General features: G+C 34.0%; 23 protein-coding genes and 1 riboswitch. Of the genes, 3 read left to right on the top strand and 20 right to left on the bottom strand.

Annotated elements, in window-relative coordinates:
- Position 1: 1 nt before the first annotated feature.
- The 7 genes from K337_RS0103625 to K337_RS0103590 form a co-directional block, all read right to left on the bottom strand.
- The gene (locus K337_RS0103625) at positions 2–2,587 is read right to left on the bottom strand and encodes a fimbria/pilus outer membrane usher protein (protein ID WP_028855391.1); all 2,586 of its coding nucleotides are present in this window, start codon (positions 2,585–2,587) and stop codon (positions 2–4) included.
- Positions 2,588–2,657: 70 nt separating this feature from the next.
- The gene (locus tag K337_RS0103620) at positions 2,658–3,014 is read right to left on the bottom strand and encodes a hypothetical protein (protein WP_028855390.1); all 357 of its coding nucleotides are present in this window, start codon (positions 3,012–3,014) and stop codon (positions 2,658–2,660) included.
- A 183-nt stretch (positions 3,015–3,197) separates the two neighbouring features.
- Positions 3,198–3,848, bottom strand: a complete 651-nt coding sequence (locus K337_RS0103615) for a hypothetical protein (protein ID WP_156877304.1) — start codon at positions 3,846–3,848, stop codon at positions 3,198–3,200.
- Between the two features lie 246 nt (positions 3,849–4,094).
- On the bottom strand, positions 4,095–4,358 hold the full coding sequence (locus tag K337_RS0103610) for an ArsR/SmtB family transcription factor (RefSeq protein ID WP_028855388.1): 264 nt from the start codon (positions 4,356–4,358) through the stop codon (positions 4,095–4,097).
- A gap of 11 nt (positions 4,359–4,369) precedes the next feature.
- On the bottom strand, positions 4,370–4,993 hold the full coding sequence (locus K337_RS0103605; RefSeq protein ID WP_028855387.1) for an MBL fold metallo-hydrolase: 624 nt from the start codon (positions 4,991–4,993) through the stop codon (positions 4,370–4,372).
- 267 nt (positions 4,994–5,260) lie between these two features.
- A complete protein-coding gene (ychF, locus tag K337_RS0103595) occupies positions 5,261–6,355 on the bottom strand; it encodes a redox-regulated ATPase YchF (RefSeq protein WP_028855385.1) in 1,095 nt (364 codons plus the stop codon).
- A gap of 534 nt (positions 6,356–6,889) precedes the next feature.
- Positions 6,890–8,236: a peptide MFS transporter gene (locus K337_RS0103590; protein WP_028855384.1), complete on the bottom strand. Its 1,347-nt coding sequence runs from the start codon at positions 8,234–8,236 to the stop codon at positions 6,890–6,892.
- 651 nt (positions 8,237–8,887) lie between these two features.
- Here K337_RS0103590 and pepI point away from each other — a divergent pair.
- Positions 8,888–9,769, top strand: coding sequence for a proline iminopeptidase (gene pepI / locus K337_RS0103585; protein WP_028855383.1), 882 nt, complete (start codon positions 8,888–8,890; stop codon positions 9,767–9,769).
- A 135-nt stretch (positions 9,770–9,904) separates the two neighbouring features.
- Here pepI and K337_RS0103580 read toward each other — a convergent pair whose 3' ends face one another.
- From K337_RS0103580 to K337_RS0103570, 3 genes are all read right to left on the bottom strand, one after another.
- Complete coding sequence (locus K337_RS0103580) at positions 9,905–11,398, bottom strand: YifB family Mg chelatase-like AAA ATPase (RefSeq protein ID WP_028855382.1); 1,494 nt, start codon at positions 11,396–11,398, stop codon at positions 9,905–9,907.
- A 136-nt stretch (positions 11,399–11,534) separates the two neighbouring features.
- The gene (locus K337_RS0103575) at positions 11,535–12,158 is read right to left on the bottom strand and encodes a TetR/AcrR family transcriptional regulator (RefSeq protein ID WP_028855381.1); all 624 of its coding nucleotides are present in this window, start codon (positions 12,156–12,158) and stop codon (positions 11,535–11,537) included.
- The gene (locus tag K337_RS0103570) at positions 12,159–12,689 is read right to left on the bottom strand and encodes a hypothetical protein (RefSeq protein ID WP_028855380.1); all 531 of its coding nucleotides are present in this window, start codon (positions 12,687–12,689) and stop codon (positions 12,159–12,161) included.
- A gap of 179 nt (positions 12,690–12,868) precedes the next feature.
- On the opposite strand from K337_RS0103570, the gene K337_RS0103565 reads away from it, so the two are divergent.
- Positions 12,869–13,969, top strand: a complete 1,101-nt coding sequence (locus K337_RS0103565) for a dipeptide epimerase (protein ID WP_028855379.1) — start codon at positions 12,869–12,871, stop codon at positions 13,967–13,969.
- Between the two features lie 77 nt (positions 13,970–14,046).
- On the top strand, positions 14,047–14,244 hold the full coding sequence (locus K337_RS0103560) for a YwbE family protein (RefSeq protein WP_028855378.1): 198 nt from the start codon (positions 14,047–14,049) through the stop codon (positions 14,242–14,244).
- 75 nt (positions 14,245–14,319) lie between these two features.
- On the opposite strand, the gene K337_RS0103555 is transcribed toward K337_RS0103560, so the two are convergent.
- The 10 genes from K337_RS0103555 to ord all read right to left on the bottom strand — a co-directional run bounded on the left by K337_RS0103555 (position 14,320) and on the right by ord (position 26,622).
- A complete protein-coding gene (locus tag K337_RS0103555) occupies positions 14,320–15,645 on the bottom strand; it encodes a sodium:solute symporter family protein (RefSeq protein WP_028855377.1) in 1,326 nt (441 codons plus the stop codon).
- A gap of 91 nt (positions 15,646–15,736) precedes the next feature.
- Positions 15,737–17,146: a Na+/H+ antiporter NhaC gene (gene nhaC, locus K337_RS0103550; RefSeq protein ID WP_156877303.1), complete on the bottom strand. Its 1,410-nt coding sequence runs from the start codon at positions 17,144–17,146 to the stop codon at positions 15,737–15,739.
- Between the two features lie 102 nt (positions 17,147–17,248).
- A riboswitch (Lysine riboswitch) is annotated at positions 17,249–17,432 on the bottom strand.
- A 48-nt stretch (positions 17,433–17,480) separates the two neighbouring features.
- Entirely contained in the window at positions 17,481–18,545 is a 1,065-nt protein-coding gene (gene orr / locus K337_RS0103540) for an ornithine racemase Orr (protein WP_028855374.1), read from the bottom strand.
- Positions 18,542–19,927, bottom strand: a complete 1,386-nt coding sequence (locus tag K337_RS0103535) for a GlmL-related ornithine degradation protein (protein WP_028855373.1) — start codon at positions 19,925–19,927, stop codon at positions 18,542–18,544. Before K337_RS0103535 ends, orr begins: the two co-directional genes overlap by 4 nt.
- Positions 19,928–20,110: 183 nt before the next feature.
- Positions 20,111–22,312, bottom strand: coding sequence for a D-ornithine 4,5-aminomutase subunit OraE (gene oraE, locus K337_RS0103530; RefSeq protein ID WP_028855372.1), 2,202 nt, complete (start codon positions 22,310–22,312; stop codon positions 20,111–20,113).
- A complete protein-coding gene (locus K337_RS0103525; RefSeq protein WP_028855371.1) occupies positions 22,312–22,689 on the bottom strand; it encodes an ornithine aminomutase subunit alpha in 378 nt (125 codons plus the stop codon). Before K337_RS0103525 ends, oraE begins: the two co-directional genes overlap by 1 nt.
- A gap of 78 nt (positions 22,690–22,767) precedes the next feature.
- Complete coding sequence (locus tag K337_RS17580) at positions 22,768–23,622, bottom strand: arginase (RefSeq protein ID WP_169712875.1); 855 nt, start codon at positions 23,620–23,622, stop codon at positions 22,768–22,770.
- 124 nt (positions 23,623–23,746) lie between these two features.
- Entirely contained in the window at positions 23,747–25,144 is a 1,398-nt protein-coding gene (gene ortB / locus K337_RS0103515) for a 2-amino-4-oxopentanoate thiolase subunit OrtB (protein WP_037029151.1), read from the bottom strand.
- The gene (ortA, locus tag K337_RS0103510; RefSeq protein WP_028855369.1) at positions 25,144–25,449 is read right to left on the bottom strand and encodes a 2-amino-4-oxopentanoate thiolase subunit OrtA; all 306 of its coding nucleotides are present in this window, start codon (positions 25,447–25,449) and stop codon (positions 25,144–25,146) included. Before ortA ends, ortB begins: the two co-directional genes overlap by 1 nt.
- Before the next feature lie 114 nt (positions 25,450–25,563).
- Positions 25,564–26,622 carry a 2,4-diaminopentanoate dehydrogenase gene (gene ord, locus K337_RS0103505; protein WP_028855368.1) on the bottom strand — a complete coding sequence of 353 codons (1,059 nt, stop codon included), beginning with the start codon at positions 26,620–26,622 and terminating at the stop codon, positions 25,564–25,566.
- Positions 26,623–26,652 lie beyond the last annotated feature (30 nt).

Genomic DNA, 26,652 nt, shown 5'->3' with positions numbered 1-26,652 from the left:
CCTAATCCTTTTCATAAGAGATGACTTTAAAGTTGTAATCCTCATAATAACTTCCATATTTATCTAATTTAATTTTTAATTTTTTAGATTTTTCCTCGAAATTTAATTGCCCTTCTCCCCTGTAATCCATTTCTAAAATATATTCACCTGGAAGAACCTTCTCTAGCATAAAAAATCCCTCTGGCTCCAACCTTTTTTCCATTACTACTTTTCCATCTAAAGTCTTCAGTTGAACATAGAGCTGGGATATTATAGGAAAATATTTTACTCCGTCCACTGTATCACCCCGGAATTCTAAATCTCCCATTATAACTGAAATTACTTGAATCGGAATATCCATATGTCCGCCGGTTGCCGGATATAATTTAATATGTTTTTTCTCATTGGCCGGTTCTAACATAGGATCTAATGTCTCTATATTAACCTCAAAATCCTCCACTTCATAGGAACTAATATCATCTATAAAATATAATCCGTCTGTTCCGGTTATTCCTTTTTTCCTTCCAACCTTTACCTCTACTCCTTCTAACAGAGCTTCTCCCTCATCATGTTTTCCATTATTATTATCATCCATAAATACCTTTCCTTCCATCCAGGACCTGTCTGGAGATGGATTAGAATTACTTGTAAATGGCTTTTCTAAAATAATAGTTTTTTCCATGTCTACTCCTATATTATGGTTTGTTTCCTCTTCATCATGTATTAAGTCAGCTACAATTTCTATCCAGCTATATACTTTATATCTAGCTTCTAACCCTGCTTCATATTCATCTTTAGAATTGTATTTTAGAAAGATTCCTCCCCTAAACTTCTTATTCTCTGCCGTTTTCAGGGCTACCTTTAACTTTGTTTCCTCCTCAAAATCTTGAAAATCAGAATCTATTTGAAAGATGAAATTCAAGTTGGTATCATAGATCTCAATGTTACTGTTGGAATAATTATAATACGCTCTACTGGTTCCATATTCTTCTGAAAAAGGATATGAAACTCCTAATTCATGGGATACCCTGTTTTTATTTTGATATATTCCCGCACTACCATATTCCTCTATAAATCCAAATCTATCGATATTATCATACCTCAAATTATATCCTAAATAATTATTTATAACCCCTCTCCAATCAGCGATATACCTGTTTTGATAACTTTCTAAAAAAGCTGTAAAATCATTATACATATACCCTTCTAGAGATAATACATTCCCTCCAAACCTTTGCCTTACCTTCCCTATATGAGAGTATCTATTTTCGTCATTCTCATGTTCTATGTCGTAAATTTCTGAAAATTCAAAATATGTGGGATATTTTACTGCACCAGTTGTATAATATAAATCTAATCCTATTAATTCAGTTGGAAAATTATAATTGTCACTTCCTACCCTCTTCTCCGTGAGATTATTTATATAATCAAAACCCATGGTTAAATTATTGGTTAATCCATAAGAAGCTTGAATATTCCCCTCTATAGGTTTTTCTTCTATATCAATTACCTCTTCTTCTTCATTCATATCCCTATGGGTACCTATTAAAAGACCATAATCTACCTTGCCTTTTTTTAGGATCTTATTTGCACTCATCATAGAAATTTGTTTTACTTCTATAGAACCATCAAAATTATATATTTTTATGGTGTATATATCACTATAACCCTGAATATTAATATTTTCAAATACATAGGACCCATCTTCTCCTACCCTGGCAAAATCATATAATGAACCATTTCTATATAACTCTACATTTGAATTATATGGTGCAAATCCCCTGATAGAAGTCTGCCCTACCTCTATATTCCCGGCACCATTCCAATCTTGAATAGCTATTCCTGTTAACCTTTTCGATCCTAAAAATTCATAGGTCTGCATATTGGCATCTCCTACAATTATACTTTTATCACCTAGAATCTCATTATATCTTAAAGCTGTATACCCAAAATAAGCATCCGGATGAATAAATCCTGTAGTAGAAAAATCTCCATAAAGCAGATGGGTTTCATATCTTGCTGAGAAAGTTCCTTCCTCATCTTCAACATTAAAATTACTATATCTTGGCCGGAGCACTCCCGGCGTAAATAATTTTCTCTCCTGAGAATATACATCCCTCTCATCTATATCTTCCTCCCCATCAGCACCTAATCCTTTGAGTCTTTCTTCCTGCTCCAGGTAGATCTCATAGGGAGTTTTAAACTTAGTTTTAATTTTCATTAGATAAGTCTCTGTATTCCACTCATAACTCGCTAATTTAAATATCTGGGATAGATCATTTCCCCTTATATATACATCATTTTCCCCAGTAATATATTTAGTATCCCCATAATAAAACTTATAATCCGCTTCCCCCATTCGACCATAAATCATTTTTTTTCCTCTGTCTATTTTCATACCTCTGGCCATGGTTAAAGCAAATAAATTCATCACACCTACATAGGGTTCCTCTAGAGAATAATCCATATATATGGGAAAAAATGAGTATTTAATTTTTTTATTTACATTTATTTCTATATATCCTTCCTCATAACTTCCTTTAAATTCCTCTCCAAAGGAGATCACAGATAGGAATAATAAAAATATAACTATAAATTTTTTTCCCATTCTATTCCCCTCCTTTAAGAATTAAATTTATGATAAGAATTAATAAATTATAAATTTTAATCATAACTTTCTAGTTAACATACCTAACTTTTATAGATAAATTATCTGTTAAAGTTTTATATCCTTGTATATTGTTTAATTCTAATTTTATATCTAATCTGAATTTTCCCCTTCCACTGCCATCTAACTTTATCACTTTCTCCTTGGGTCTAATAGTCATCTTATTCCCATCAAAATCATAAATTTCAGGAACTATAATTTCTACAACTCCCCCGGATTTTCCATCTATATAGACTCCTACACCGGTCAGTGAAACACTTCTGTCACCTTCGACTACTGTTCCAAAATTAAGTGGATCTACACTGGAAATCTCCAATGCAAAAGTAAAACTCATCATCAAAAAAAATATCAAAATTAATTTTTTCATTTTATACACCTCCAAAAATAATATCTATAATATTCATTTATAAGATACTCGACATTTTTTTATTTTCCTTTAAATTTTATCAAATATTCTATTTGTTCTTAGATTTTAATAACTTTAGTTCTTTTTCTCCTACATATAAATAAGCAGGCTAAAAGCCCGCTTATTTAATCTAACTATTGTGTTCTATTGATATCTAGCTTCGGCAAGTATAAGACCTAATTTGTAACCAGCACTAATTTTTGTTAAGTCAAGATATAAATCTACTTCTATTTCTTTTTGACCACCATATAAATATACACCTTGAGTAGCAGTCATAGCTCCGCCACCTAAACCAACAGTTTTAACAGGGAAGAATCCATTATGACCTTTAATAGTAGCTTTTGAATTACCAGGTTTAACGTCATCAAATAATTGACCAACAAATTTAAATGTAACTTCTGCAGGTCCTTCACCTTTAATTCTAAAACCAATGTCACCTATTTCCATTTTATCTCCTCTAACTGCTTCAGTGTATAATAAGTCTATTTCAGATTCAATTTTAATAGGTTCTAATACTTTAACTTTAACTAAAGTAAGAGTATGATCTTCCCAACCTCTACCTTTGTCTCTGAATATATTAGCAGCTTTAGCTTTATGTACTTGATTATCATTAGTAGTAATATCTTGCATGTAGTTTATATCTCCTGAATCATTGTTAGCTTCAAGAGTAATAAAACCAGGATACATACTGTCAATAATTCCAACGTTCATAGAGAATCCTTCAGATACTGCAAATGCAGTTGTTCCTACAGCTAATATGGCAGCAATCAATAATAATTTTTTCATCTTTCCCACCTCCGAAATTAAAAAGACAATAAGCTTTTAACTTCAGCATTTCCATTGATGTTCTCTTGCTTTACATATAAATTGTTCCCTATCTATAGTAAAAAATCTAACGCTTAACTCCTCTCTTATTCACTTTGATTATCAAAGTAATTGTTTTCTTTAGTTGGTCGAAGTGAATATCTAGATAATGATATTCAAAAAAAATTTAAACTTTTTCAAAAAAAAATGACCTTCTATTGAAAGTCATATTCTTTGCTATATATTCAATGCTTTTAAAATGTCTTTTACACTTCCCTCTGAAACCTTGTAACAAACTTTTTTACCATTTTTCCTAGAACATACTATCCCAGAATTTCTGAGGTGTGCCAAGTGCTGGGAAGCACTGGACTGGGAGACATTTAGGAGCTCTTCTAAATTTCCTACACAAATTTCATCTCTAAGTGTTAACTCTCTCAAAATTCCTAATCTTATTGGATTAGACATCATTTTAAGCAATAAGGTTGCTTTTTCTATAGTCATCTTTCCCTCCCCTAAATAATTCCATTCCTCGTTAAATTTTCCTTTTCTTCACCAATAGTAGTCATTCCTGAATGGCCATTATATACCTTTGTATCAGCAGGCAGAGTGTCACATAGTTTTTTCAAGCTGGCAAATAAACTCTTTCCATCACTGGTTGGCAGGTCATATCTTCCATAACTTCCCTTAAACATAGTATCTCCTACAACAACTATCCCTGATTCCTCATGGTAAAAACATTTCCCACCCTGAGTATGTCCTGGAGTATCTATTACTACAAACTCATCTATCGTATCTCCATCCTTTACTGTTTTGTAACTATCTTCATATTTAAAATCTATTTTAGCCAGATAATCTGAAAGACTCAGAGCAGAATCTGTAAAAAATCCCTTCTCTTCCTCTCCTATATATACCTCTATATTAGGATAGATCTCTTTTAATTTTAATAATCCCGCGATATGATCATAGTGACCATGGGTAAAAATTACTTTTTTTAAAGTTAAACTATTTTCCTCTATAAATTTTTCTAATTCCGATAAGTTGGCTCCACCACAATCAAATAAAACAGCTTCTTTATCCTTCCAGACTAAAAATCCATTTGTCGGCATCATTCCAAGTTTAAACTCTTTTATATTCATCTTTTATCTCCTACTTTCATCAATAAATTTAATTTTTTTACATTATACACCTTAATAAAATGACCGTCTACAATATAATTATATTTGAATACTTGTAACAACATTAACATATTTCTTATTAAATTACAATCAATTCCATAAACCTTTGTGAATTTTATATCTTTCGTATATAAAAAGGAATGAACCAAAAAGTTCATTCCTCTTATTACTTTAGCAAACTATAAAAATTAAGATTATATTTAAGTAAATGTAACGTTATATTGCTCTTTATACATTGAATAAGAATTCCATTAGGTCTCCATCTTTTACAATGTACTCTTTTCCTTCAAGTCTAAGTGATCCTGCTTCCTGAGAACCCTTCCAACCATTATTTTTAACAAATTCATCATATCCTACTACTTTAGCTCTAATAAATCCTTTTTCAAAATCAGTGTGGATCTCTCCAGCTGCTTTAGGAGCAGTGTCTCCTACCTTTATAGTCCATGCTCTAACTTCTTTTACACCTGCCGTAAAATAAGTTTGAAGACCTAATAATTTATATCCACCACGGATAAGTCTGTTTAATCCAGGTTCAGTTACTCCTAGTTCCTCTAAAAACATCTCTCTATCTTCCTCTTCCATCTCCTGCAATTCAGATTCAACCTGAGCTGATACGATTACAACCTCTGCATCTAGATCTTTTACATATTCAATTACCTTCTCTACATATTCATTTCCTGTAGCAAGATCACTGTCAGATACATTAGCAGCAAACATCATAGGCTTTACTGTTAATAACTGATATCCCTTTATAGTTTCTAACTCTTCTAAAGTTAATTTCAACGTATTTAATAACTTAGAATCTTCCAAGTGAGTTTTACATTTTTCCAATACAGGAACCAATGCCATAGCTTCCTTGTTTTTAGCTCTGACCAATTTACCCTGCTTTTCTATACCTCTCTCTACAGCATCTAAATCCGCCAGGATAAGTTCAGCATTTATTACTTCGATATCTCTTATAGGATCTACAGACCCGTCTACATGAACTACATTTTCATCCTCAAAACATCTTACAACCTGACAGATTGCCTGGGTATTTTTGATATGTGTTAAGAATTTATTTCCTAACCCTTCTCCACCGGCTGCACCCTTTACTAATCCTGCGATATCTGTAAATTCTACTGTAGCATGTTGTACCCTTTGAGGATTTATTATCTTAGATAGTTCCTCTAATCTGCTGTCAGGTACTGTTACCATCCCTACATTTGGTTCTATGGTACAAAAAGGATAATTTGCTGCTTCTGCCGCTCCTGCCTTTGTTATTGCATTAAATAATGTTGATTTACCTACATTTGGTAGTCCAACGATTCCTATTCCAATCATCTTTCTTTTGCCTCCTAAAATTTTTTTTATTGCTTAGAAATTTATAAAATTGTGTAATAAATTAAGTTTTAAAATTTAAATTATTCCTAAGTGAATGCAGTTTAACACTGCTTTTTTACCATTAATTTTATCATTTATAACAAGTAATTACAAGGTAATCTCTGAAAGTTACATTTTTTAAATCTCAATTTTATCTCCAAAATTTACTTTTTATATCTTATAATTTTTCAAGTAATAAAAAAACAATGTAACGTTGTATCCAAACAGGCACAATTCAGATTTTTATAATTTTTTATTTATTTCATAAATTTTATCTCAAGGCTCTTAGATTGTATAACAATCTTTATCTCAAAGTTCTTAATTTACATCGTAAATTTCTAGATACTTTGGTGATACCCTTTATCGAGCAGAGATCTTGATGATGCCCTTACAGATATAATTTTCTAAATAACAAAAAACCTATAAACATAGATGCTTTTTTAGACATCTGTATTTATAGGTTTCAGTTTAAAATAATTTATTTTAATAGATCGATTAAGCTGTTACTTCTACTTCTTCTGCTTCTTCTACAACTAAACTGTTTAACTTCTTGTCCAGTCCCCAAAGGATAATTCCGGCGAAGATAGCAATTGCTGCAATAACAAGATATGCCTTTGCAAAGTCAAACTTTAGCGTATACGCATATAAGTAACCATATGATTTACCTGCAAAGAACACTGCTAATACCCAGATACTCATCATACCAGTTAATAATCTTGGTGGTGAGAATTTTGCGATAAATGAATTCCCAAGTGGAGAAAATACCATTTCACCTGTTGATAGTACAACACCCATTGCAATTATCCAGGCGATAGGAGCAAGGTTATTTCCTCTTGAAATGTCAGCCAGTGCAAATATCACATAGGATAATCCCATAAGCATCATACCTAAAGCTGTTTTCTTGAACATGCTTAAGTCTCCCTTAGGTCTCTTAGCTAATGTAGACCATACTTTACCTAAAACTGGTCCTAATGCTATACACATAAATGCATTCAATGAATCAAACCAAGCTGTAGGGATTGTAAAGTTTCCAATCATCCAGTTTGCAGCTCCGTTGTCTCCACCCCAATAGTAATAAACAGGCATATATGCTAAATACCATAGTACCCAGAAGATAATTGAGAAGATCGACACTAAAACAATAGCACCAATTCTTTTCTTTTCAATTGTAGTTAAAGGAACTTTTTCTTCCTTTACTTCAGCTTTTTTCTCCTCTTTATTCTCAGCAATCTTAAATGGCTTTTTACCTGTATCTCCTAAAAATCTCCATCCATAGATGAAGAATGCTGCATTAACAAACATCACTATTGCAATAACTAAAAAACAGAAAGAATACCCTTTAAATCCTACAAGCAAACCGATAATAGTTGTCCCCAGGAAAGCACCAACATTAACAAATGAATATTGAGTAGAAAATGCACCGTCTAATTCTCCGGGATCATCGAATAGTCTACCAGTTATAGCATTTGTTTGGCACTTAAATAACCCTGTACCTAAAGATAATAAGATAATCATCAAGTTAACCATCCCGGTACTATTAGCCTGCCATCCCACTAAGTAACCTGCTCCCATGAGTAGCATACCGATAGGCACAAGGTATCTGGCACCAAATACTTTATCTGAAAGATATCCCCCGATTATTGGTGCTAAATAAGTGAATGCTACCAAGTTGGCTGTCATCTTTGCTGCATCCCCTGGCTCAATTCCTAATCCACCATCTGCTATCTTAGCAACTAAGAATACTGCGATTAACCATTTAGCTGAATAAAACGAAAACCTTTCCAATACGAAAGCCATTGAACATACATAAAATCCAAATGGTTTTTTTCCTGCTTTTTCCATCTTCTTTCCCCCCGATTAAAAAAAATTGATATTGCTTTTGTATTTATAAAAAATCAAGTTATTATCTTTAAATTGTGATAAATAACAATGACTTTAAATACCATAACTATATATTATTAATTATTCAAACAACTTTTATCTTTGTGAAAGATTAAGCAATTAGTAATCGATAAATAATTTAAAAGTATCATTTTTATATTAAAAAAAATTAATTTTCTTTTCTTTTTTATCGCTTTAGTTTTAAAACAGTTCTATATTTCAGCACATTTGTTGAATTTCGTATCAAAAGTTCGAAGTTTGTTTCTTTTCTTTTTATAATGTACTACATAGTAACACATTTCCTTTAATCGAAACAACTTTTTTTTAATTTTTCAAAGATTTATTTAATATAGCAATTGACATTTGAAGATAATAGTATTATAAATATACTAAATTAATCAAAAACTTAGAATTTTATAAATTATAATTTTAAATTTGATATGAATTTATCATTTCTAAAATAACATCTATAAAGTATTTATAATTCAAAAATTGTGATTTTTTTTACAATCAATTAAATAAAATTAATTTTTTATCTATATAAAAAAAAGTTTATTGCAAAAAAAAATCTTATCAACAACTCTTTAATAATTAACTATGGAGGCACTCATTATGAAAATTACCGAAGGTTATATGCCGTATTTAGAATACAAAACTTATTATCGTATAGTAGGAGAATGTAAAGGTGATAAAAAGCCACTGGTTTTATTACATGGCGGACCTGGATCAACTCATAACTATTTTGAGATCCTTGATAAAGTAGCAGAAGATGGCCGGGCAGTTATCATGTACGATCAATTGGGCTGCGGACTATCTGCCACGCCTTCTCGTCCCGATCTATGGAATGCCCAAACGTGGATCGATGAATTGATCCAACTGCGTAAACACTTAGCTTTAGATGAAATTCATCTCTTAGGCCAATCCTGGGGGGGAATGCAGGCGATCCAATATGCTTGTGAGTACAAACCTAAAGGAATCAAAAGTTATATACTATCCAGCACTTTACCATCTGCTTCCATATGGGAAAAAGAACAGCGTAGAAGAGTTGCATACCTTCCAAAAGACATGCAGGAAGCTATAGCTCAGGCTGAAAAAACTAACGATTATTCCTCGAAAGAATACCAAAAAGCAGAGGCCGAATTCATGGTTCGTCATTGCGCAGGTGAAATAACAGCTGATTCCCCAGAGTGTTTGAGACGTCCAAAAGTTTCCGGAACAGAAGCGTATATAACTGCATGGGGTCAAAATGAGTTTTGTCCCTCTGGAACTCTTAAAAACTTTGATTTCACAAAAAAAATTGAAGATATAGAAGAACCTTGTCTAATTACTAGTGGTTTACTCGATCTCTGTTCTCCTCTTGTTGCCAAAACAATGTATGATAAAATTCCCAACTCAGAGTGGGAGTTATTTGAATACAGTCGTCATATGCCATTTGTAGAAGAAAACAATAAATATATAGAAATTCTCAATAGATGGCTGAACAAGAATGACTAAAAAATAAACAACAGTATAAATAAAAAAGGAGAGTTATTTTGATAAACAACTCTCTTTTTTTTAGATTTTTTAATTTAAAATTTTAATATCTCCTAAAAAATAAAAAGGCTTCCAGTTAGAAAGCCTAAATATAATTTATTTTTTTCTATAACTGAGGGCTTCCATAATATGGGATAATTCTATATTTTCACTTCCCTCTAAATCAGCAATTGTCCTCCCCACCTTGAGTACCTTATCATAACTCCTACCAGAGAGCCCAAATACGTCTATGGAATCGATCAACACTTTTTTACTCCTATCATCTAATTTACAGTGTGTTTTTATCTCCTTAGGAGTCATATTTCCATTAATTTTTGAATTTCCAAATCTTTTCCACTGTATTTTTCTTGCTTTTTCAACCCTTCCCCTTATCCTTATAGAACTTTCTCCCTCCTTGTAGGAGGACAGTTCTGAGCTCGATAATTTTTTTATCTCTAAATACAGATCTATCCTATCCAACAGGGGTCCTGAAATTTTATGCTGATATCTATTTATCTGAAATGGGCTGCAGGTGCACCTATTTTCAAATAAGTTTCCACATGGACATGGATTAGAAGCCATTATAAGGACCATATCTGCCGGCATCTCTACCCTATATTCTGCCCTGGTTATAGATACTTTTTTATCCTCCAGGGGCTGTCTCAATGTTTCTAAAACTAGTCTTGGAAATTCTGTAACTTCATCTAAAAACAAAACACCATTATGGGCCAGACTTATTTCACCGGCTTTTGGAACTCTCCCTCCTCCTACAATGGAAACCATGGAACTGCTATGGTGGGGACTTCTAAATGGTCTTCTATTTATTATAGGCATATCTTTTGTCAGGAGTCCTGTACTACTGTATATCTTGGTTGATTCGATTATTTCATCCTCATTCATAATAGGTAATATAGTAGGCAATCGTTTTGCTAACATTGATTTTCCGGCTCCTGGAGTTCCTATCATATAAAAATTATGACCCCCTGCTGCTGCTATCTCTATACACCTTTTCGCTTGAACCTGTCCCTTTACCTCCTTAAAATCCACTAAATAATCGTTCTCTTCCTTCCTAGACTCCACTTTTGGTGATTCTATTTCTATCTTATCGTTTAAAAATTCAACTACCTGAACCAGGTTATCCACCGGTATTATCTCCACCCCCTTTATAACACTGGCTTCCAAATAGTTCTCCCTAGGCAGAATTATTCCTGAGACACCGTTTTCTTTAGCACAGATAACCGAATTTATAGCTCCGTCAATCTTTCTGATATTACCATTTAAAGAGAGTTCTCCTAATACTATATATTTCTCTAACTTTTTATTTTCCACCTCTCCTAAACTAGCTAATATACCTATAGCTATAGAAAGATCAAAGGAAGCTCCTTCCTTTCTGATACCAGCAGGTGAAAGATTTATTACTATCCTCCTTGCAGGTATTTCATACCCGCTATTTTTAACCGCAGCTCTGACCCTTTCCTTACTTTCAGAGATAGCTACATCTGCTAACCCTACTATATTAAAGCTGGGTAGTCCAGCCATTATATCAGCTTCTACCTCTAATATATATGATTCTATACCTATATAACTGGAACTGAGTACCTTTGAAACCATAAAACCACCCCTAATTAATTTTCTCTATATTCTATAAACATATTCAAATGTTTTTGTTTTTTCCTATAAGAGAGAATTAATTTCATTTATTATAATTATTAAAAGATGGATGAGAGAATAATATTAGAAGAGAGCATTATCTAAAATTTTCATTTAAAACGTGGTTTAAAAATTCATGGTACGATGATTTAAAATCACTACCTAACCCTAAATTTTGAATAAATGATGTCCCATAGAAACCACTAATAATGATATTAATCAATGCTGTTTCTTTATTAGCGTCTAATTTTTTTTCCCTTAACCCTTTTTGGATCAGTCTGGTAAGTGATGTCTCTCTATATCCTTTTTTATAAGCCTCTTCATTATAAATATAGAGTTCATAATCACTAATGATCACAGGATCATAAAGCTTTACTTTAATAAAAAACTCCATTAGAGTATTCATAATTTGTTGTCCAGCTGGATGTCCACTTACATGATCAAAAATACCATAGATAACCTTTGACCCTACTAATCCTTCTATATCTAGTTTAAATGATAGGTCGTATTGCCATAGTTTGATGAAGTACTCTATGACCTGTTCTTTTGATTGAAAGTAATTAAAAAAAGTGACTTTCGAAATACCTATTGTTTTACAGATATCTTCTATTTTTATTAGGTGTAGATCAGATATTTCCATTGCATCTAAAAATCCATTCATGATTTCCATTTTTTGTATAACTCTTTTGTGTTCCCTCTTTCCAATTTTCATATTAATCATCTACATACACCTTCTTAAACTTTTTTTTATCTTTAAAATTATTAATAGACAAAGTATAGTCATAACAACTGTAGTTGATAACGCTTTACATACACTAAAAAAACTAGCTACTTTTATCATCCAAGGTTTTACAGTGTTACTCAACAAATAATAGATACTCATATTCTCTAAATAATCAAAAGTCATAACTAGAAAAGCTAGCCATCTAACTACCTTTATTTTTCCCATTTTAAATGTTAGTTTTGATAATGTTAAAAAACAAAACATACTTATAGCAAATGGGTATATAAAATCTAAAGGTAGTTGCACATATTTATAATATTGAATAGTTTCCTTTGTCAATGTATCGAGTATACTATAGCCCTCATTTACAGAGTAACCCATCGGTCTTAAATCAAAAATTTCTATCCCATTCATCCCATTTCTAATAGTAGGTATAGTCACTAATATCATTATTATATAGGTAACTATTGCTCCTACAAAGGATAACATTATCCATTTATTTTTTTCTAAAAATCTCTTTATACTCATACTCTTCCCCCTTTTAGTCTATTAATATATCTTAACTCAAGTAAATAAAAATGTCAAATTAATTAACTCGAGTTAATTATTTTATAGTTTAAACTATTATTTAATGTGATCTTTCCTCTATAAAACACCTGATTTTGTGGTAAACTTCTAACAAGGGTTATCAAAGGGAGGAGTATATTATGATCATAGAAAAAATACAAGTTGGAAAGATCAAAGTTCCACTGATTACACCGTTTAAAACAGCACTTCGAACGGTGGAAAGTGTAGAAGATATAGTTATAATTATAGAAACTGATACAGGAAATAGTGGATTTGGGGAAGCTCCTCCAACTGCTGTTATTACAGGTGATACCCACGATTCTATAATCGGAGCCGTAACTTTAATAGGAAAACAATTAATAGGGAAAAATATTGAAGGTTTTAATGACCTGATAGACATTGTACAGAAGACAATACTTAAAAATACCAGTGCAAAGGCAGCTCTAGAGATAGCCCTCTATGACCTGTTTGCACAATCTATGAATAAACCTCTATATAAAGTCCTAGGAGGAGGTCTTAACCATTTGAAAACCGATCTAACCATCAGTGTAGACAGCGTTGAAAAGATGGTAGCCGACAGCCTCAAAGCTGTAGAAAATGGCTTTGATGAGTTAAAGATCAAGGTGGGTAAAAATATTGAAGAAGATATTTATAGGATAAAATCTATCTATGAAGCAGTAGGATCCGATATAAAATTGCGGTTAGATGCAAATCAGGGATGGAGTGCAAAGGAATCAATCTATGCCATCAAGAAAATCGAGGAATATGGGATTGTCTTGGATTTTGTAGAACAACCTGTAAAAGCTGACGATATCCATGGAATGATAAAGGTTACATCTGAGGTCTTATCCCCAATTTTGGCAGATGAATCTATCTTTTCACCTAAAGACGCAATAGAAGTAATCATTCGAGAAGCTGCTGATATTATCAATATTAAATTGATGAAAACTGGTGGAATATCAAATGCTTTAAAAATAATTAATATCTGTGAGATCTATAATATTCCATGTATGATCGGATGTATGTTAGAAGCAGGAATAAGTGTTACAGCGGCAGCTCATTTGGCAGCAGCAAAGAGTTCTATTATAACCCGGATAGATTTAGACGGTCCGGCTCTCTGCAGTGAAAATCCATTAGATGGAGGGATTCTCATGGATGGACCTGAGATAACCTTATCCAATGAACCTGGTTTAGGAATAAAAAATATCACTGGATTTGAGCTCATAAAAGATATAAAATAACAATCGACTTTAAAAGTCGTTATTTTCATGGTAAAATTCTTTGAAACAAAATCATATATATAGAAGGAGTTATTACAATGGATGGAAGAAATAGAAGTGACATAAAACCTGGTATAGAGGTAGCAATCGTTTTAAAAAATGATCAGAGAAGTGGTAAATTAACTTACGGAACAGTACAGGATCTTCTGACTAACAGTAAGTTTCACCCTCATGGGATAAAGGTAAGGCTTACAGATGGACAAGTTGGAAGGGTAAAAGAAATTATAGTAAAATAAACAAAAAGCCTCCTTCATTTAGATAATTCTAAGTGGAGGAGCCTTTTTTTAACTTAATTTTTAAAATTTTAGTTTTTATTTTTTTATTCTAACCTCTCTAGGCCTTCCCAATACCAAGATTATAAAGTTCACCAAGAATGAAAAAATAATTATGAGATTTCCTGGTACTCCTCCAGTTAATTTACCATAGAGAGCTAAACCTCCACCCAATAAAATCCCTGATACAGCATAATTTTTTTTACACCTGTACCCTAAAATCCCTGCCAAACACGGTACTATAAAAGCTCCTGAATAGACCGCTAGAGCAAGTAGCAGTGTGGATAATATAAAGGTAAACTTCAATGCCACCAGTATAGAAAATCCACCGAAAATAAGAATAAATACTCTGGTTAATTTTATAGCTTGTTCCTCCCTTAAATCCTTCATAAAGATCTGGGCAAAAGTAGAGGAAGCAGTAAGTAAGGTAGTATCCGCTGAGGAAATAACTGCCGACAATAATCCGAAGTAAAGTAAGATTACTATTGGCTGTGGCAATACTCTGTCTGCTAAAAACATCAGTACAGATCCCTTTACTATATCTACCCCGTAATTTGAACTCACATAAACTCCTATCCCTGCTAAAATAAATCCTAGTGGAATTAAAATTACAATGGATAATTTTATAGCCTGTTTAGCCGTTTTTTCATCCCTGGCACAAAATATCCTAGAATAGATATCCGGTCCCACTAAAAAAGTAGATGAGTAGGTTAGAATCATAATAAAAAGATCTAAATAACCAAATTTTTCATTGATCAGTCCCACCCCGACTATATCTCCTCCACCTTTTAAGATATAGGTAAAACAAAGAATAACTCCGGCTATTATAAATAAAAACTGGATAAAATCTGTTTTTATAATGGATAATTGACCCCCTAAAAATGTATAGGCAATAAATACCAGACCACTTATAATAACTGCAGTAGAGTAGTTCATATCCACAAATATAGAGATTATCTTAGCTGAACCCATTATCTGAGCTGCGACTATGCCTATCCATGCAATAGGGATGATAATAGATGAAAGAACCTTTACCTCATTCCCGTAAAACTCTCCCATTAGTTCCGGTAAATTATAACTCTTATATTTTTTTAACCTGTCTACCAAGGGTAGGAGACCTAAAAGACCTAAAGCTGCACAGAGCATAAACCAAGAGCCAGCCCATCCATTGGCATAGGAAAAATTAACGCTTCCTATAATCGCTGAACTTCCTAATACTGTAGCCAAGAGACTTCCCGCAATTTCTTTCACACCAGCATCTTTTCCAGCTATAAAATAGTCTTTTGATCCCTTAATTTTTTTGTAAGAACTATATCCTATAAAGATAACTAAGAAAAAATATAAACTTAAAATCACCTGATTCATTTGACCACTCCTAAAAATTATAATATAGATATTATATCATATTCTTTAAAGTAAAAATCCCTCCTAAAATTAGGAGGGATTTTTACTTTTTTTATGCTTCTACTTCTACTTTTTCCTTTTCTATCTTTTCAATTGAAAATCCTGTATATCCATAAATTATAGCTATAATTGGATTTATTAAGTTTAAGAAACAATACGGAACATAAGTCCATGGTGCCAGCCCTAAAGTAGCTATCATGTACGCCCCACATGTGTTCCAAGGAATTAATGGTGATGTCAGTGTTCCTGCATCCTCTAATGATCTCGAAAGATTTTTAGGATGTAAACCTTTCTCTGTATATGCATCCTTAAACATTCTTCCTGGTACAACTATTGAAAGATATTGATCTCCCGCTATTGAGTTTACAAAAATCGGTGTCAATATAGTTACTAAGATTAAGTTTCCAGTAGAGTGTGCCACAGATAAAATCTTCATTGCTAAAGTTGCTAACATTTGTGTTTTTTCCATTATTCCACCTAAGATCATAGCACAAAGAATCAATGAAACAGTCCACATCATAGAGTCTAATCCCCCTCTATTTAATAGATCGTCTACCATTGGTAATCCCGATTCAGCTGAATAACCATAGTGTAAAGTTGAGAATACCGATCCTAATGATGCTCCCTGGAAGACCATTGCTGCTATTCCACCTAGGATAGCTCCACCGAATAATCCAGGTATTGCAGGAACTTTCATTATTACTGCCCCGATAACAATAACTGGTACTAATAATAGTAACGGGCTAATATTAAAGTTTCCATTTAGAGTAGTTAATATTCCATCAATCATCCCTGTGTTCAACGCAGCCCCTGTATATTTACTTCCAATAAATCCGAATAAAATTATAGAGATAATGAAACTAGGTACTGTTGTATATAACATATGCTTAATATGCTCAAATAATGTAGCTCCTGCCATTGCTGGTGCTAAATTTGTTGTATCTGATAATGGTGATAATTTATCCCCCATATATGCTCCGGAAATAATCGCACCGGCTACTATATTTCTAGGTATTCCAAGTCCCTCTCCTACACCAATAAGTGCTATACCTACTGTTGCTGCTGTTGTCCATGATGAACCTGTCGCTACCGATACAATAGCACATATGATAACTGTTGCCGGTAAAAATATTCCAGGTGACAATATCTTTAATCCATAAAATATCATAGTTGGTACTACACCAGATTGAATCCAAGTTCCTACTACCATTCCGATTATCATAAGAATTATGATTGCACCTAAAGCCATCTTGATAGTTTCAACCATTCCTGCTTCTATCTCATTCCATGTGTAATTTAAACCAAATATAGCTACTCCAGCTGCAAAAAATGCCGATACTAAGATAGGTATGTGCACGTCAATATGTGCAATTTGAATTGCATAAAATAAACTTCCTATTAAAAATAACAACGGTATCAGTGCGTACATAAATGTCGTTTCCTTTTTCATCTTACTCCCCATAATCAATTCCCTCCTGTTTTTTTTATAAGTAACAAAAAAGAGCTATCGATAACACTACCAATAACTCCAACAATAAAACTTAAATAAGGTCTATGCTCAAAATCATTTAATAGCACATCACCAATTTTATATGGTGACAGTCTTATGGGTATTCTCCATAATCCCAATACAAAGAATCCTGACTTTCTTCTTCGCATTTCGGCAAATTTACCTTTCATTTTAGGGTCAAAGCTTGTCATAACTAGCCTAAAATTACTCTTTAATATTTGCAACCTCTATCTAAATTTTTCTTTTCTGAGAGTTATTCTATAATAATTTATTAACTTTGTCAAATTTAATCAAATACCTTTTTTACATAAGGTGATGTTGTTAACTGTAAAAGAGACCCATAATCCAGCTTAAATTCCACTATATCTCCTACCTTGTATTCCTTTTTTGAATCAGTTACATCCAACACCAAATGATCACTGCTGGCACCTAATATTATTAACTTTTCATCCATCGGTTCTAAATTAGACTGGTCTACATCTTGTTTTCCGATAGCTAAAATAGCCCTTTTTCTCTTTCCTCTGTCTACAAATACAGGTTTTTCTCCAAAAGCATTGAGCCCAATTTCCCCAACTGGATAAGATTGTTTTTCCTTTAACTCTATTATTTCTACCTCTAATTTTACACTGTCATAGAAACAGCCTTCGAGATCTTTTCCATAAGCCGTTTCTCGACCAAAGATAAGTGATTCCCCCAGCCTTAAGTTATTTATTTTAGGAGGCATGTTGTTTTTCCACAATAGATCCAAACTACTAGAATTCCCCCCTGATATAATATTTAGCTTTAAATTATATTTTTCCTCTATTAAATCCGAAACTTTTTCTAATTCCCCTAAATTATCGAAACTGGGAATAATACCTCCGTAACACGTTAAATTCACACCTATTCCCTCTAATTTAATATTTTTCATAGAATTTATTTGTTCCATATACCTCTCTACATCTTCTGGTAGGATCCCCTCTCGAAGATCTCCTAATTCAAGCATCAGGATGATTCTATGGACTCTATATTGTTTGCCGGCCTCTTCATTTAAAAGAGCTATAGTAGATATTTCACTGTTTAAACTTATATCTACGTGTTTTATCACCTCTTTTATCTGAGATCTCATTGGCAGACGAATCATTATCTTGGGAACGTCCAGGTTTTCATATTTTTTTAAATTTTCCACCCTGGAATCTCCTAAATATCTTACTCCTCCCTCTACCAATACCTTAGCTATCTCTATACTCCCTGAAAAAACCTTGGTTACTCCCACTACATCTATCTGGGATTCCTTGCATTTTTTTGTCAAAAATTTTACATTTTCTCCGATCTTACTTAGATCTACTACTACTCTTGGGTATTCAGTCATAAAGTTTCCACCTCCTCTATTTTTAAACTTTTTTTCAGCAATCTAACTGCTGATTCTTTATTATATTTTGAAAGGACTCCCAAAGAAGCCATAATATAATCATTATCTATCAATATTTTTGCCTCTGGCGTAGGTAGGAGTTTATCTCCCTTATTACTCATGGCTATTTTTTTTAAGATCTCTATCCTGTTAGGTATACGGGTTAATGCTCCTCCAGTCCCTATTATCCATTTAATACTGGTCAGATCTTTACCTTCAGCCAAAGTTTTTTTAGTTTCACCAAAGAGGTGTCTATATCCACCGGCATGTCGATGAACCGACATAATCACTGCTTTTTCTGTCAAGATCTCCACTGTCTTTATCTCCATTTCACTTTTAGGAATAGGTGGGAAATTCAAAAGATGCTCTGTCAATTCCTCTTCCTCTACAGATAACTCCTTAGCTAAGTTTTTTTCCCCGACTATCTCAACTATATTCCTCATATTTACATAGACCCCTAAATCACCCTCTACAGTTCTTTTGGCTACAGGTTCTGGAGAGATTAAAATACTCGTTATCTCCTCACTGCCATCAGTTACCGAGTGGATATCTGTAGTCGCTCCTCCCACATCTATAGTAACCAAATCTCCTATAACTTCTTTTAAGATCTTAGAGGATTCCATTACAGCTCCCGGGGTAGGTACTATAGGCCCGCTCACTACATCTCTTACCTTTTCCATCCCTGGAGCATGGATTATATGCTCTTCAAAAACATCTTGAATTACACGTCTTACAGGCTCTACATTTAATCGATCTATCTTGGGATATACATTTTCCACTATTTTTAAAAGTTTTTCTTTCCCATAGTCCTCAAATATTAATTTTATCTCCTCACAATTTTGGATATTTCCTGCATAGATTATAGGTATATCCAAATCAAGTTTAGCTAGAAGTTCTGCATTATATAGAGCTGTATCCCGCTCACCATAATCCACTCCTCCAGCGAGTAAAATTATATTAGGTCTTATTTTTTCTATCTCCTTTAAATCTGTTCTTCTCAGTTTTCCCGATGTTACCATATGAATATTTGCTCCTGCTCCAAGGGCTGCTTCCTTTGCCGCTTTAGCTGTCATATCATATACCAATCCATGAACAGTCATCTTCAAGCCCCCTGCTGCACTACTTGTAGCTAAAAACTCATCATATTCCAACTCTTTAATTCCCAGTTTTTCCTCCAAATCATATGTAGCATCCATAAGACCTAGATTCACATCCCCTTGATCTACCGTGGTAGGAGCCTGCCCCTGCCCTATAAACTTTGGGTTTTCTCCATTTAAATTTCCAAAGGCATTGACAACTGTTGTAGTACTTCCTATCTCTGCTACCAAAACATCTATTTTCATATCTCTGCTCCTCTACCCTCTTTCTTTTATGATATATTCATGGAATATCAAATTAAATGTATTAAATACTCAACTTAAAATGGGAACCTCAAAGAAAGAAACCCAGGCAGTAATCCTTACCTTAAAACTACTGCCACAGGCCCCCTCCTATGAAGGGTAAAACATATATTTAGAAAAGTAATTCTATTTTTCCATCATCTCTTTCTTTCTTTTTACCAGGAATGAAGCTACATTTACTCCCCTGTCATTTTTTGAGAACCCTTCATCCATCCCATTTTTTCTAGCTATTTCAGGAGTTACCTGAGTACCACCAGCACAGATGATTATCTTATCTCTGATACCTTTCTCAATGGCTAATTCATGTAATTTTTTCATATTCTTATAGTGAACATCATCATGGGAGATGATTGTAGAGGCTAACACTACATCTGCATTTAGTTCTACAGCTGCATCAATTAGTTTCTCACAAGGTACAGAAGTTCCTAAATATTCAACTTCCATTCCAAATTTTTCCACTCCTCCATGTTTTATATCTATAACTTCACGGAGTCCAACTGAATGCTCATCCTCTCCTACAGTTCCTGCCACTATCTTCATATCATATTTTTCTACTAATCCTCTAATCTCATCATCTGTCATAACTTCAGGTTCAGGTGGGATTACTAAACTATCTATATCTAGATCAAATTCAACCTTTCCTTTGACCTGAATCCTAGTTCCCTCACTTATATGCATAACTTCAGAATGAATTACCTCTGGATTTGCTAAATTCATCTTTTTAGCAAATTCAACGGCTGCAAATTCTGCTATTCTTTGACTTGTAGGCAGGAATAACTCTATCTGCACAGTACCGTCAGCTAGCCATTCTACCTCTGGTTTGATCTTAGATGTAGATCTATATTCCTCATTTTCTGCCATCCTTACATTTACGTTATCTACATCGTCTAATTCATCGATATATACTATCTTATCTGGATCTTCAAATGTAGATCCACCAATTAGATCAGCTGGGTTTTTAGCTCCATATTGATCTATATTATTATTCCCAAAATGGCCTGTTACAGGTGCCATATAGTCTTCATCTCTTGCAAATACTCTTCCAGCTCCTACTCCGCCATCTTTTTTTCTACCTATTCCATCACCATTTTTTTCAGGATAATTACCAGAATCTACAAAGAATCCCTTCTCTACAGCTTCAAAATATCCACCTGTTTCCATCATCTCTTCTAGATATAGTACAGCTCTTTCTTTTAATTCTCTTACCATTTTTGGAAGGTATCCGTCTTTTCTTACTTCTACCATCTCGAGTAATCCATCTAGTCCTACTAAAGTTTGCTTAGCTGTATCACAGGCCTCTATATTATACACGTGCCAAGGTACATTTCTACCTTCATCAGGTGTGATTGTAGACTGAATATCTGCACTTGTCAATCTAGAGATCATCATATTCATTACATGAGTTACTGTAGCTTCTCTAGACGATGAAGTGATATATTTTGTATTCATCTGAGCTCTCATCTTATACTCTGTAAATAGATCTCTCAGAGCTACTGCATATGGCAGGTCAAATTTCATAGATGGTGCCGGTGCTGCTGTAGGAGGCACTGTAGAAAGACATATATTCTCTTTCTTTATCCCTGATTTGTAAGAAAATATAGAATTTAATCCATGCTGAACCATAAGTTCCGGCATTACTTTCCATGCATCTCTAGCAGTTGCATTGGCATTATGTGCTCCATCTATTTGAGCCATCTCAGCCCAACCCATTATTTTTTTTGATTCTGCTGCATCTATAAATGATCTTACCATATTTATATTTCTATAGAGTACATTGTATTGAGGATCCTGATGGGCTCCGTTTACTCCCTCTTCTGCAAACATTACTGCTACGTCAGGTCCTGCTACTCCTGATACATATGAATGATAATTTATTGGTCTTCCTACCTCTTCCTCTATCAAATCACAAGCTTTTCTCTGTGCTCTTATTTGTTTTCTGGTAATAGGTACTCCTCCAATCCCTTGTGGTGTCCCCTCTATCAGACCATCAAAATGTGATTGTCCAGCTGTTCTAATTACCATAAGGTGATCCGCCCCATGCCATGCTGCCATCCTCATCCTTCTGATATCATCTTCAAATCTTCCTGATGCGATCTCTGTTGTGATTACTTCTGCAGGTTGCGGGTCTAAATTATCAAAATATCTAGCTGCTGGGATTCCAATAGAATTTTTTAATGGTTCTGAGCAGTCAGTAAATTCAAATGCTCCCATCTTTAAATTTTCTACCTTCTTTCTCCAAGTCCAGCCTCTTCTCTTGGGTCTATAGTTTTCAAGATCATTTAATATTTCTCTTATGTCCATTTTTTCAGTTGGTATTAATTTTTTCATTATTTTTTACCTCCCTTAAAGATTTCCATAAGGGTATCCCAGTGGTTTCCCTCTATCATCTCTTCCCCTGCCTGCCGAATAGAGATATTTTTTTCCTCTGATATTTTATATACTAAGTGACCTACACCCTTTCCTATAAGTCCTCTATCTATTGCTCCGTCTACCAAAGGCTTAGCTTCTATGCTTGAAAACCCCATTCTGAGAAGTACTGATCTCTCAATTGATGGTGTAGTATGGGTTTTAGCCAGGTCTAACATTGGGTCCACTAATTTTTCTGCTAACTCCCAAAATTTATTTTTTAACTCTTCATCTGTTAAATTATGCAGATGTTTTCTTCTTGTGGAGAAATCATCTTCTCTTTTTAAATATCCTTTCATCTTATCCCCCCTAATTGCTATGGTTAAACTATAAAGATAGCCATCTAAACTACCTCTATTACATCTATTATTTTAGATTTAATTTATCTTTTTTTCTATTAATTGGAGCAATTCATCTACATATTCAGAAGTTTCTGACTCTTTTTCATATATTGGATTATATTCCACTATATCTATAGATGTTACAGATGCCGTATCTATCATCTCCGATATCAAGATCTTCCCCATTTCACGGCTGAGTCCTCCTACAACAGGTGTCCCAACAGCTGTAATCTCTGCAGGATCTATCCCATCCAGGTCAAAACTGATATGTAGGTTTCTACCTTTAAAAAATTCTTTTACCTCACCTAATGCTTTTTCAAATCCCATCTCTGCTATCATCTTCCAGGTATAATTTTTAATCCCTAATTCATCGATCAATTTTTGTTCCCTTTCATCTATATCTCTGGTTCCAAATAAGATTACGTCTTCTTTCTTTACCTTAGTTCCATTATAAAAACAATCTATCAATTTAGAATGTCCGTGTCCTACAGAGGTAGCTAACGGCATCCCATGTATATGCCCCGACCCACTTATCTCAGGGGTATTCATGTCTCCATGAGCATCCATCCATAATATACCAATCTCTTTTTCCTTAGCCACCCCAGCTATACTTCCTATAGCTATAGCGTGATCTCCTCCCAGACTAATGGGAAAATTCCCATCTTTTAATGTCTTATTTACCTTTACTGCTAAATCTTCACAGGTTTTTGCTACTGTATTCAGGTATTTAGCTCCCTTTATGGAAAAATCTTCTTCCTGTCTCTCTACCTCTAAAACTTCTATCTTATCTTTATATTTTGGATATTTATCTATAAAGTTATTTATACTAAATTCTAAACCACACCTGTTGGCTCCGAAATTTAATGGTACCCCTATTATTTTTGTTTTCAAAATATTCAGCTCCTTAATTTTTTTATTTATTGTCATTTTGGTCTCAAGAGCAATATAATTGAGTTCGTCAGCAGTAAATTCACTGCTATCAGAATTTTCTTTATCTTCTTCTTTTACATAGTTTTTATTTTAATCTTCCTTTTACTTCTTCTACTGTTAAGTTTGTCTCAAGGGCAATATAGCTCAGTTCTTCATCAGTAAATTGTCTGCTGTCAGATTTTTTGTTAACCATATTTTTTATATACGATTTTCTTATCTTATCCATATCTAAATCAATAGCTTTTATCATTTTTGGGTGTTCCGGTAATATTATACTCTTCCCAGGAACTTCATCTCTTGGGTTACCAAAATGTAGATCTATTCCATTATCCCTTGCAAAGGATAACTGTGGTTGAATATGCTTCCCAGCACCTGTATATTCTGTTTCCTGTACTACTATTATCTGATCTTTATCCATCTCTTGGGCTATGGAAAAAGCTGCTGCCAGAGATGTATTTCCTGCTGGACCTCTTTCTAGTCCCTCTAACTGAGCCAGAGATTCTGTCATATAAAATACTTCTCCCTGAGTTATCGTTACATATCGATCCATATATCTAAGGGGTCTCGCTGCCGACCTAGGAACATCTGATCTGTCTGGATTAGTTGTAAATGGTATTCCAAATCCAGTATGTCCAGTTGTAAATGATTTCTTATTAAAATCACTGTCCGATGCCATGTGCAGTCCCTTTAAATTTACACTTGCTCCTACTACTTTTATACCTTTTGCCCCTGCTTTTATAATCCCACGAGCAGTTCCTGTAAGGTTCCCTCCTCCTGCATTGGTACATACCACTACATCAGGTTGTTTACCGGTTTTTTCAACTATCTGCTCCACTAACTCTGAACCTAAAGTCTCAACCCCTGCAATACCAAAAGGTGTATAAAGGGAAGCATTAAAGTATCCTGTTTCTTCCAACAAATTTAAGAATGAATAAAATAGTTCAGGCCCTACAGTCAATTGAACTACCTCAGCTCCATATGCCTCACACTTTCTGGCTTTTTCTACAATTTCAGGCTGGCCTTTTCCATTACTGTCATAGCACTCTTGTACTATTATACATTTTAATCCCAACATCGCTGCCTGAGATGCTACTGCCGCTCCATAGTTTCCAGAAGTTGCAGCAATAACTCCTTTATATCCCAGCTTTTTGGCATGATATACTGCTGTAGCAGCACGTCTAGCCTTAAAACTTCCAGAGGGATTAGATGCCTCATCTTTTAAGAAAATTCTGGCTCCTTTTCCAGCTGGAGCTATTTTTCTGGCTAAATCAGTTAAATTTCTAAGTTCATATATAGGAGTATTTCCTACTCCAGTTTCACCTTGTATTTTTTTTATCTCTTCCAATGAATATCCAGCTTCTCTCATCATCGCTTCATAGTCAAATTCTATACCTTCCTTCTCAAAGGTATTATAGTCTATTCCTACAGCTTTTTTCATTATCTCTGTCTTTCTAGACATCACAGCATTATAACTTCTATCCATTATTTCCCCTCCCCGCAAAAAAGTAGTTCCTTCAGGGTTTTTCCTATCTGTAAAATTTCAGGTACATGGTTTCCATAGTTGTGTTCATGATTAGGGTGGATTTCCACCAATTTCCCACTAACTTTTCTTCCCACTATTGTTTCTATTTCTGCCACTTCTCCTACCCTAGTATCTTCCAATAAAAATCCCTTTATCCACATCTCCAATGGAACTTTTTTAGTATCCTCTGGTATTTGAGGGGCTCTGTCTTTTGGCTCTAATACTATGTTATAGACCATTACCCAGTCACCTTTTTTAGCAATCATCACTATCCCTCCCAATCACATTTTACAAAATCAGATTAAAAACATTAACTCCTTTATTTTAGTTTAATTTTTTAATCTGGGTCAAAATTATAATCTCTTGAACTTAATTTTTAACTAATTAAGTTCTACCTCTATCATATCTCTGTAATCTCCTACTATACATCTAGGGATAGGCAGATCAATCATTGTTTTTAATCCAGGTCTAGAATTTATAATTTGCGGTATCATATTGATACACATTGCGATAGTTCCTATACCACCATCTATCTCAGGAGTTATTGCCATATTAACATTAGGAGTTCCAGTCAATGTGATATAGTCACCTGTTTCCACTCCTCCTAATTGTGGTTCTATTTGTTGCGGATGAACCATCTCTACTTTCTTCTCTCCATCTACATATCCATCTCCTAACATCGAGCATCCAGCTACATATCCTGCATCCACTTTGATATACTGTGTTTCACGAGGAACGTCTGTAACTATAGGAGCCATAGATGTCTTTAACGGCCCATCTAATGTCCATCCTACTGCATCTGTCATCATATTTACAGATTCTTCAAATCCAACATGTCCTGCCAAAGTCCCTGCCTTATCCTGCTCTATAAAATCACTCTTGCTAAGCCCTACTCCCTGCTCTTCCATAACTGCATGACCAAATGGAGATAAACTATTTATTCTCTCTGATTTTATGTGTGTTAGGTCTGTCATAGCCCCTGTTAATGTTAATACCAATAGGTCCATCATAAGTCCTGGATTTATTCCTGTTCCCAATATGGATACACCGTTTTCTTTAGCTATTCTATCTAATTCCAAAGCCTCTTTCGGGCTCTGTGCCTTTGGATAAGACATCTCTTCTGCTGTAGATATTACGTTTATCTTTTTTTCTAAAACTAACTTTAATCTAGGAAATGCTTTTTTTACAAATGAATCTGTGGCACATAGACACACATCACAAGACTTTTCTTTCAATACCTCATCTATGTTTCCATTTATATAAACCGGAGTTCTATCCCCCTTATTTAAACCTAAAACTTCATGCATCTCTCTGTCTACCCTGTCTGGATGAAGGTCACATACACCTACAATCTCTATCCCTTTTTTATTTAGGAGTGCCTTAGCCATCCCACTTCCCATTGCTCCAAATCCCCATATTGCTACCTTAATGTTTCTCATTTTTTACCCCCCTTAGCGCCTGTGGCGAAA

It is taken from the genome of Psychrilyobacter atlanticus DSM 19335 (assembly GCF_000426625.1).
Taxonomy (GTDB): Bacteria; Fusobacteriota; Fusobacteriia; order Fusobacteriales; family Fusobacteriaceae; genus Psychrilyobacter; species Psychrilyobacter atlanticus.
This window is presented reverse-complemented; position numbering and strand designations above follow the sequence as displayed.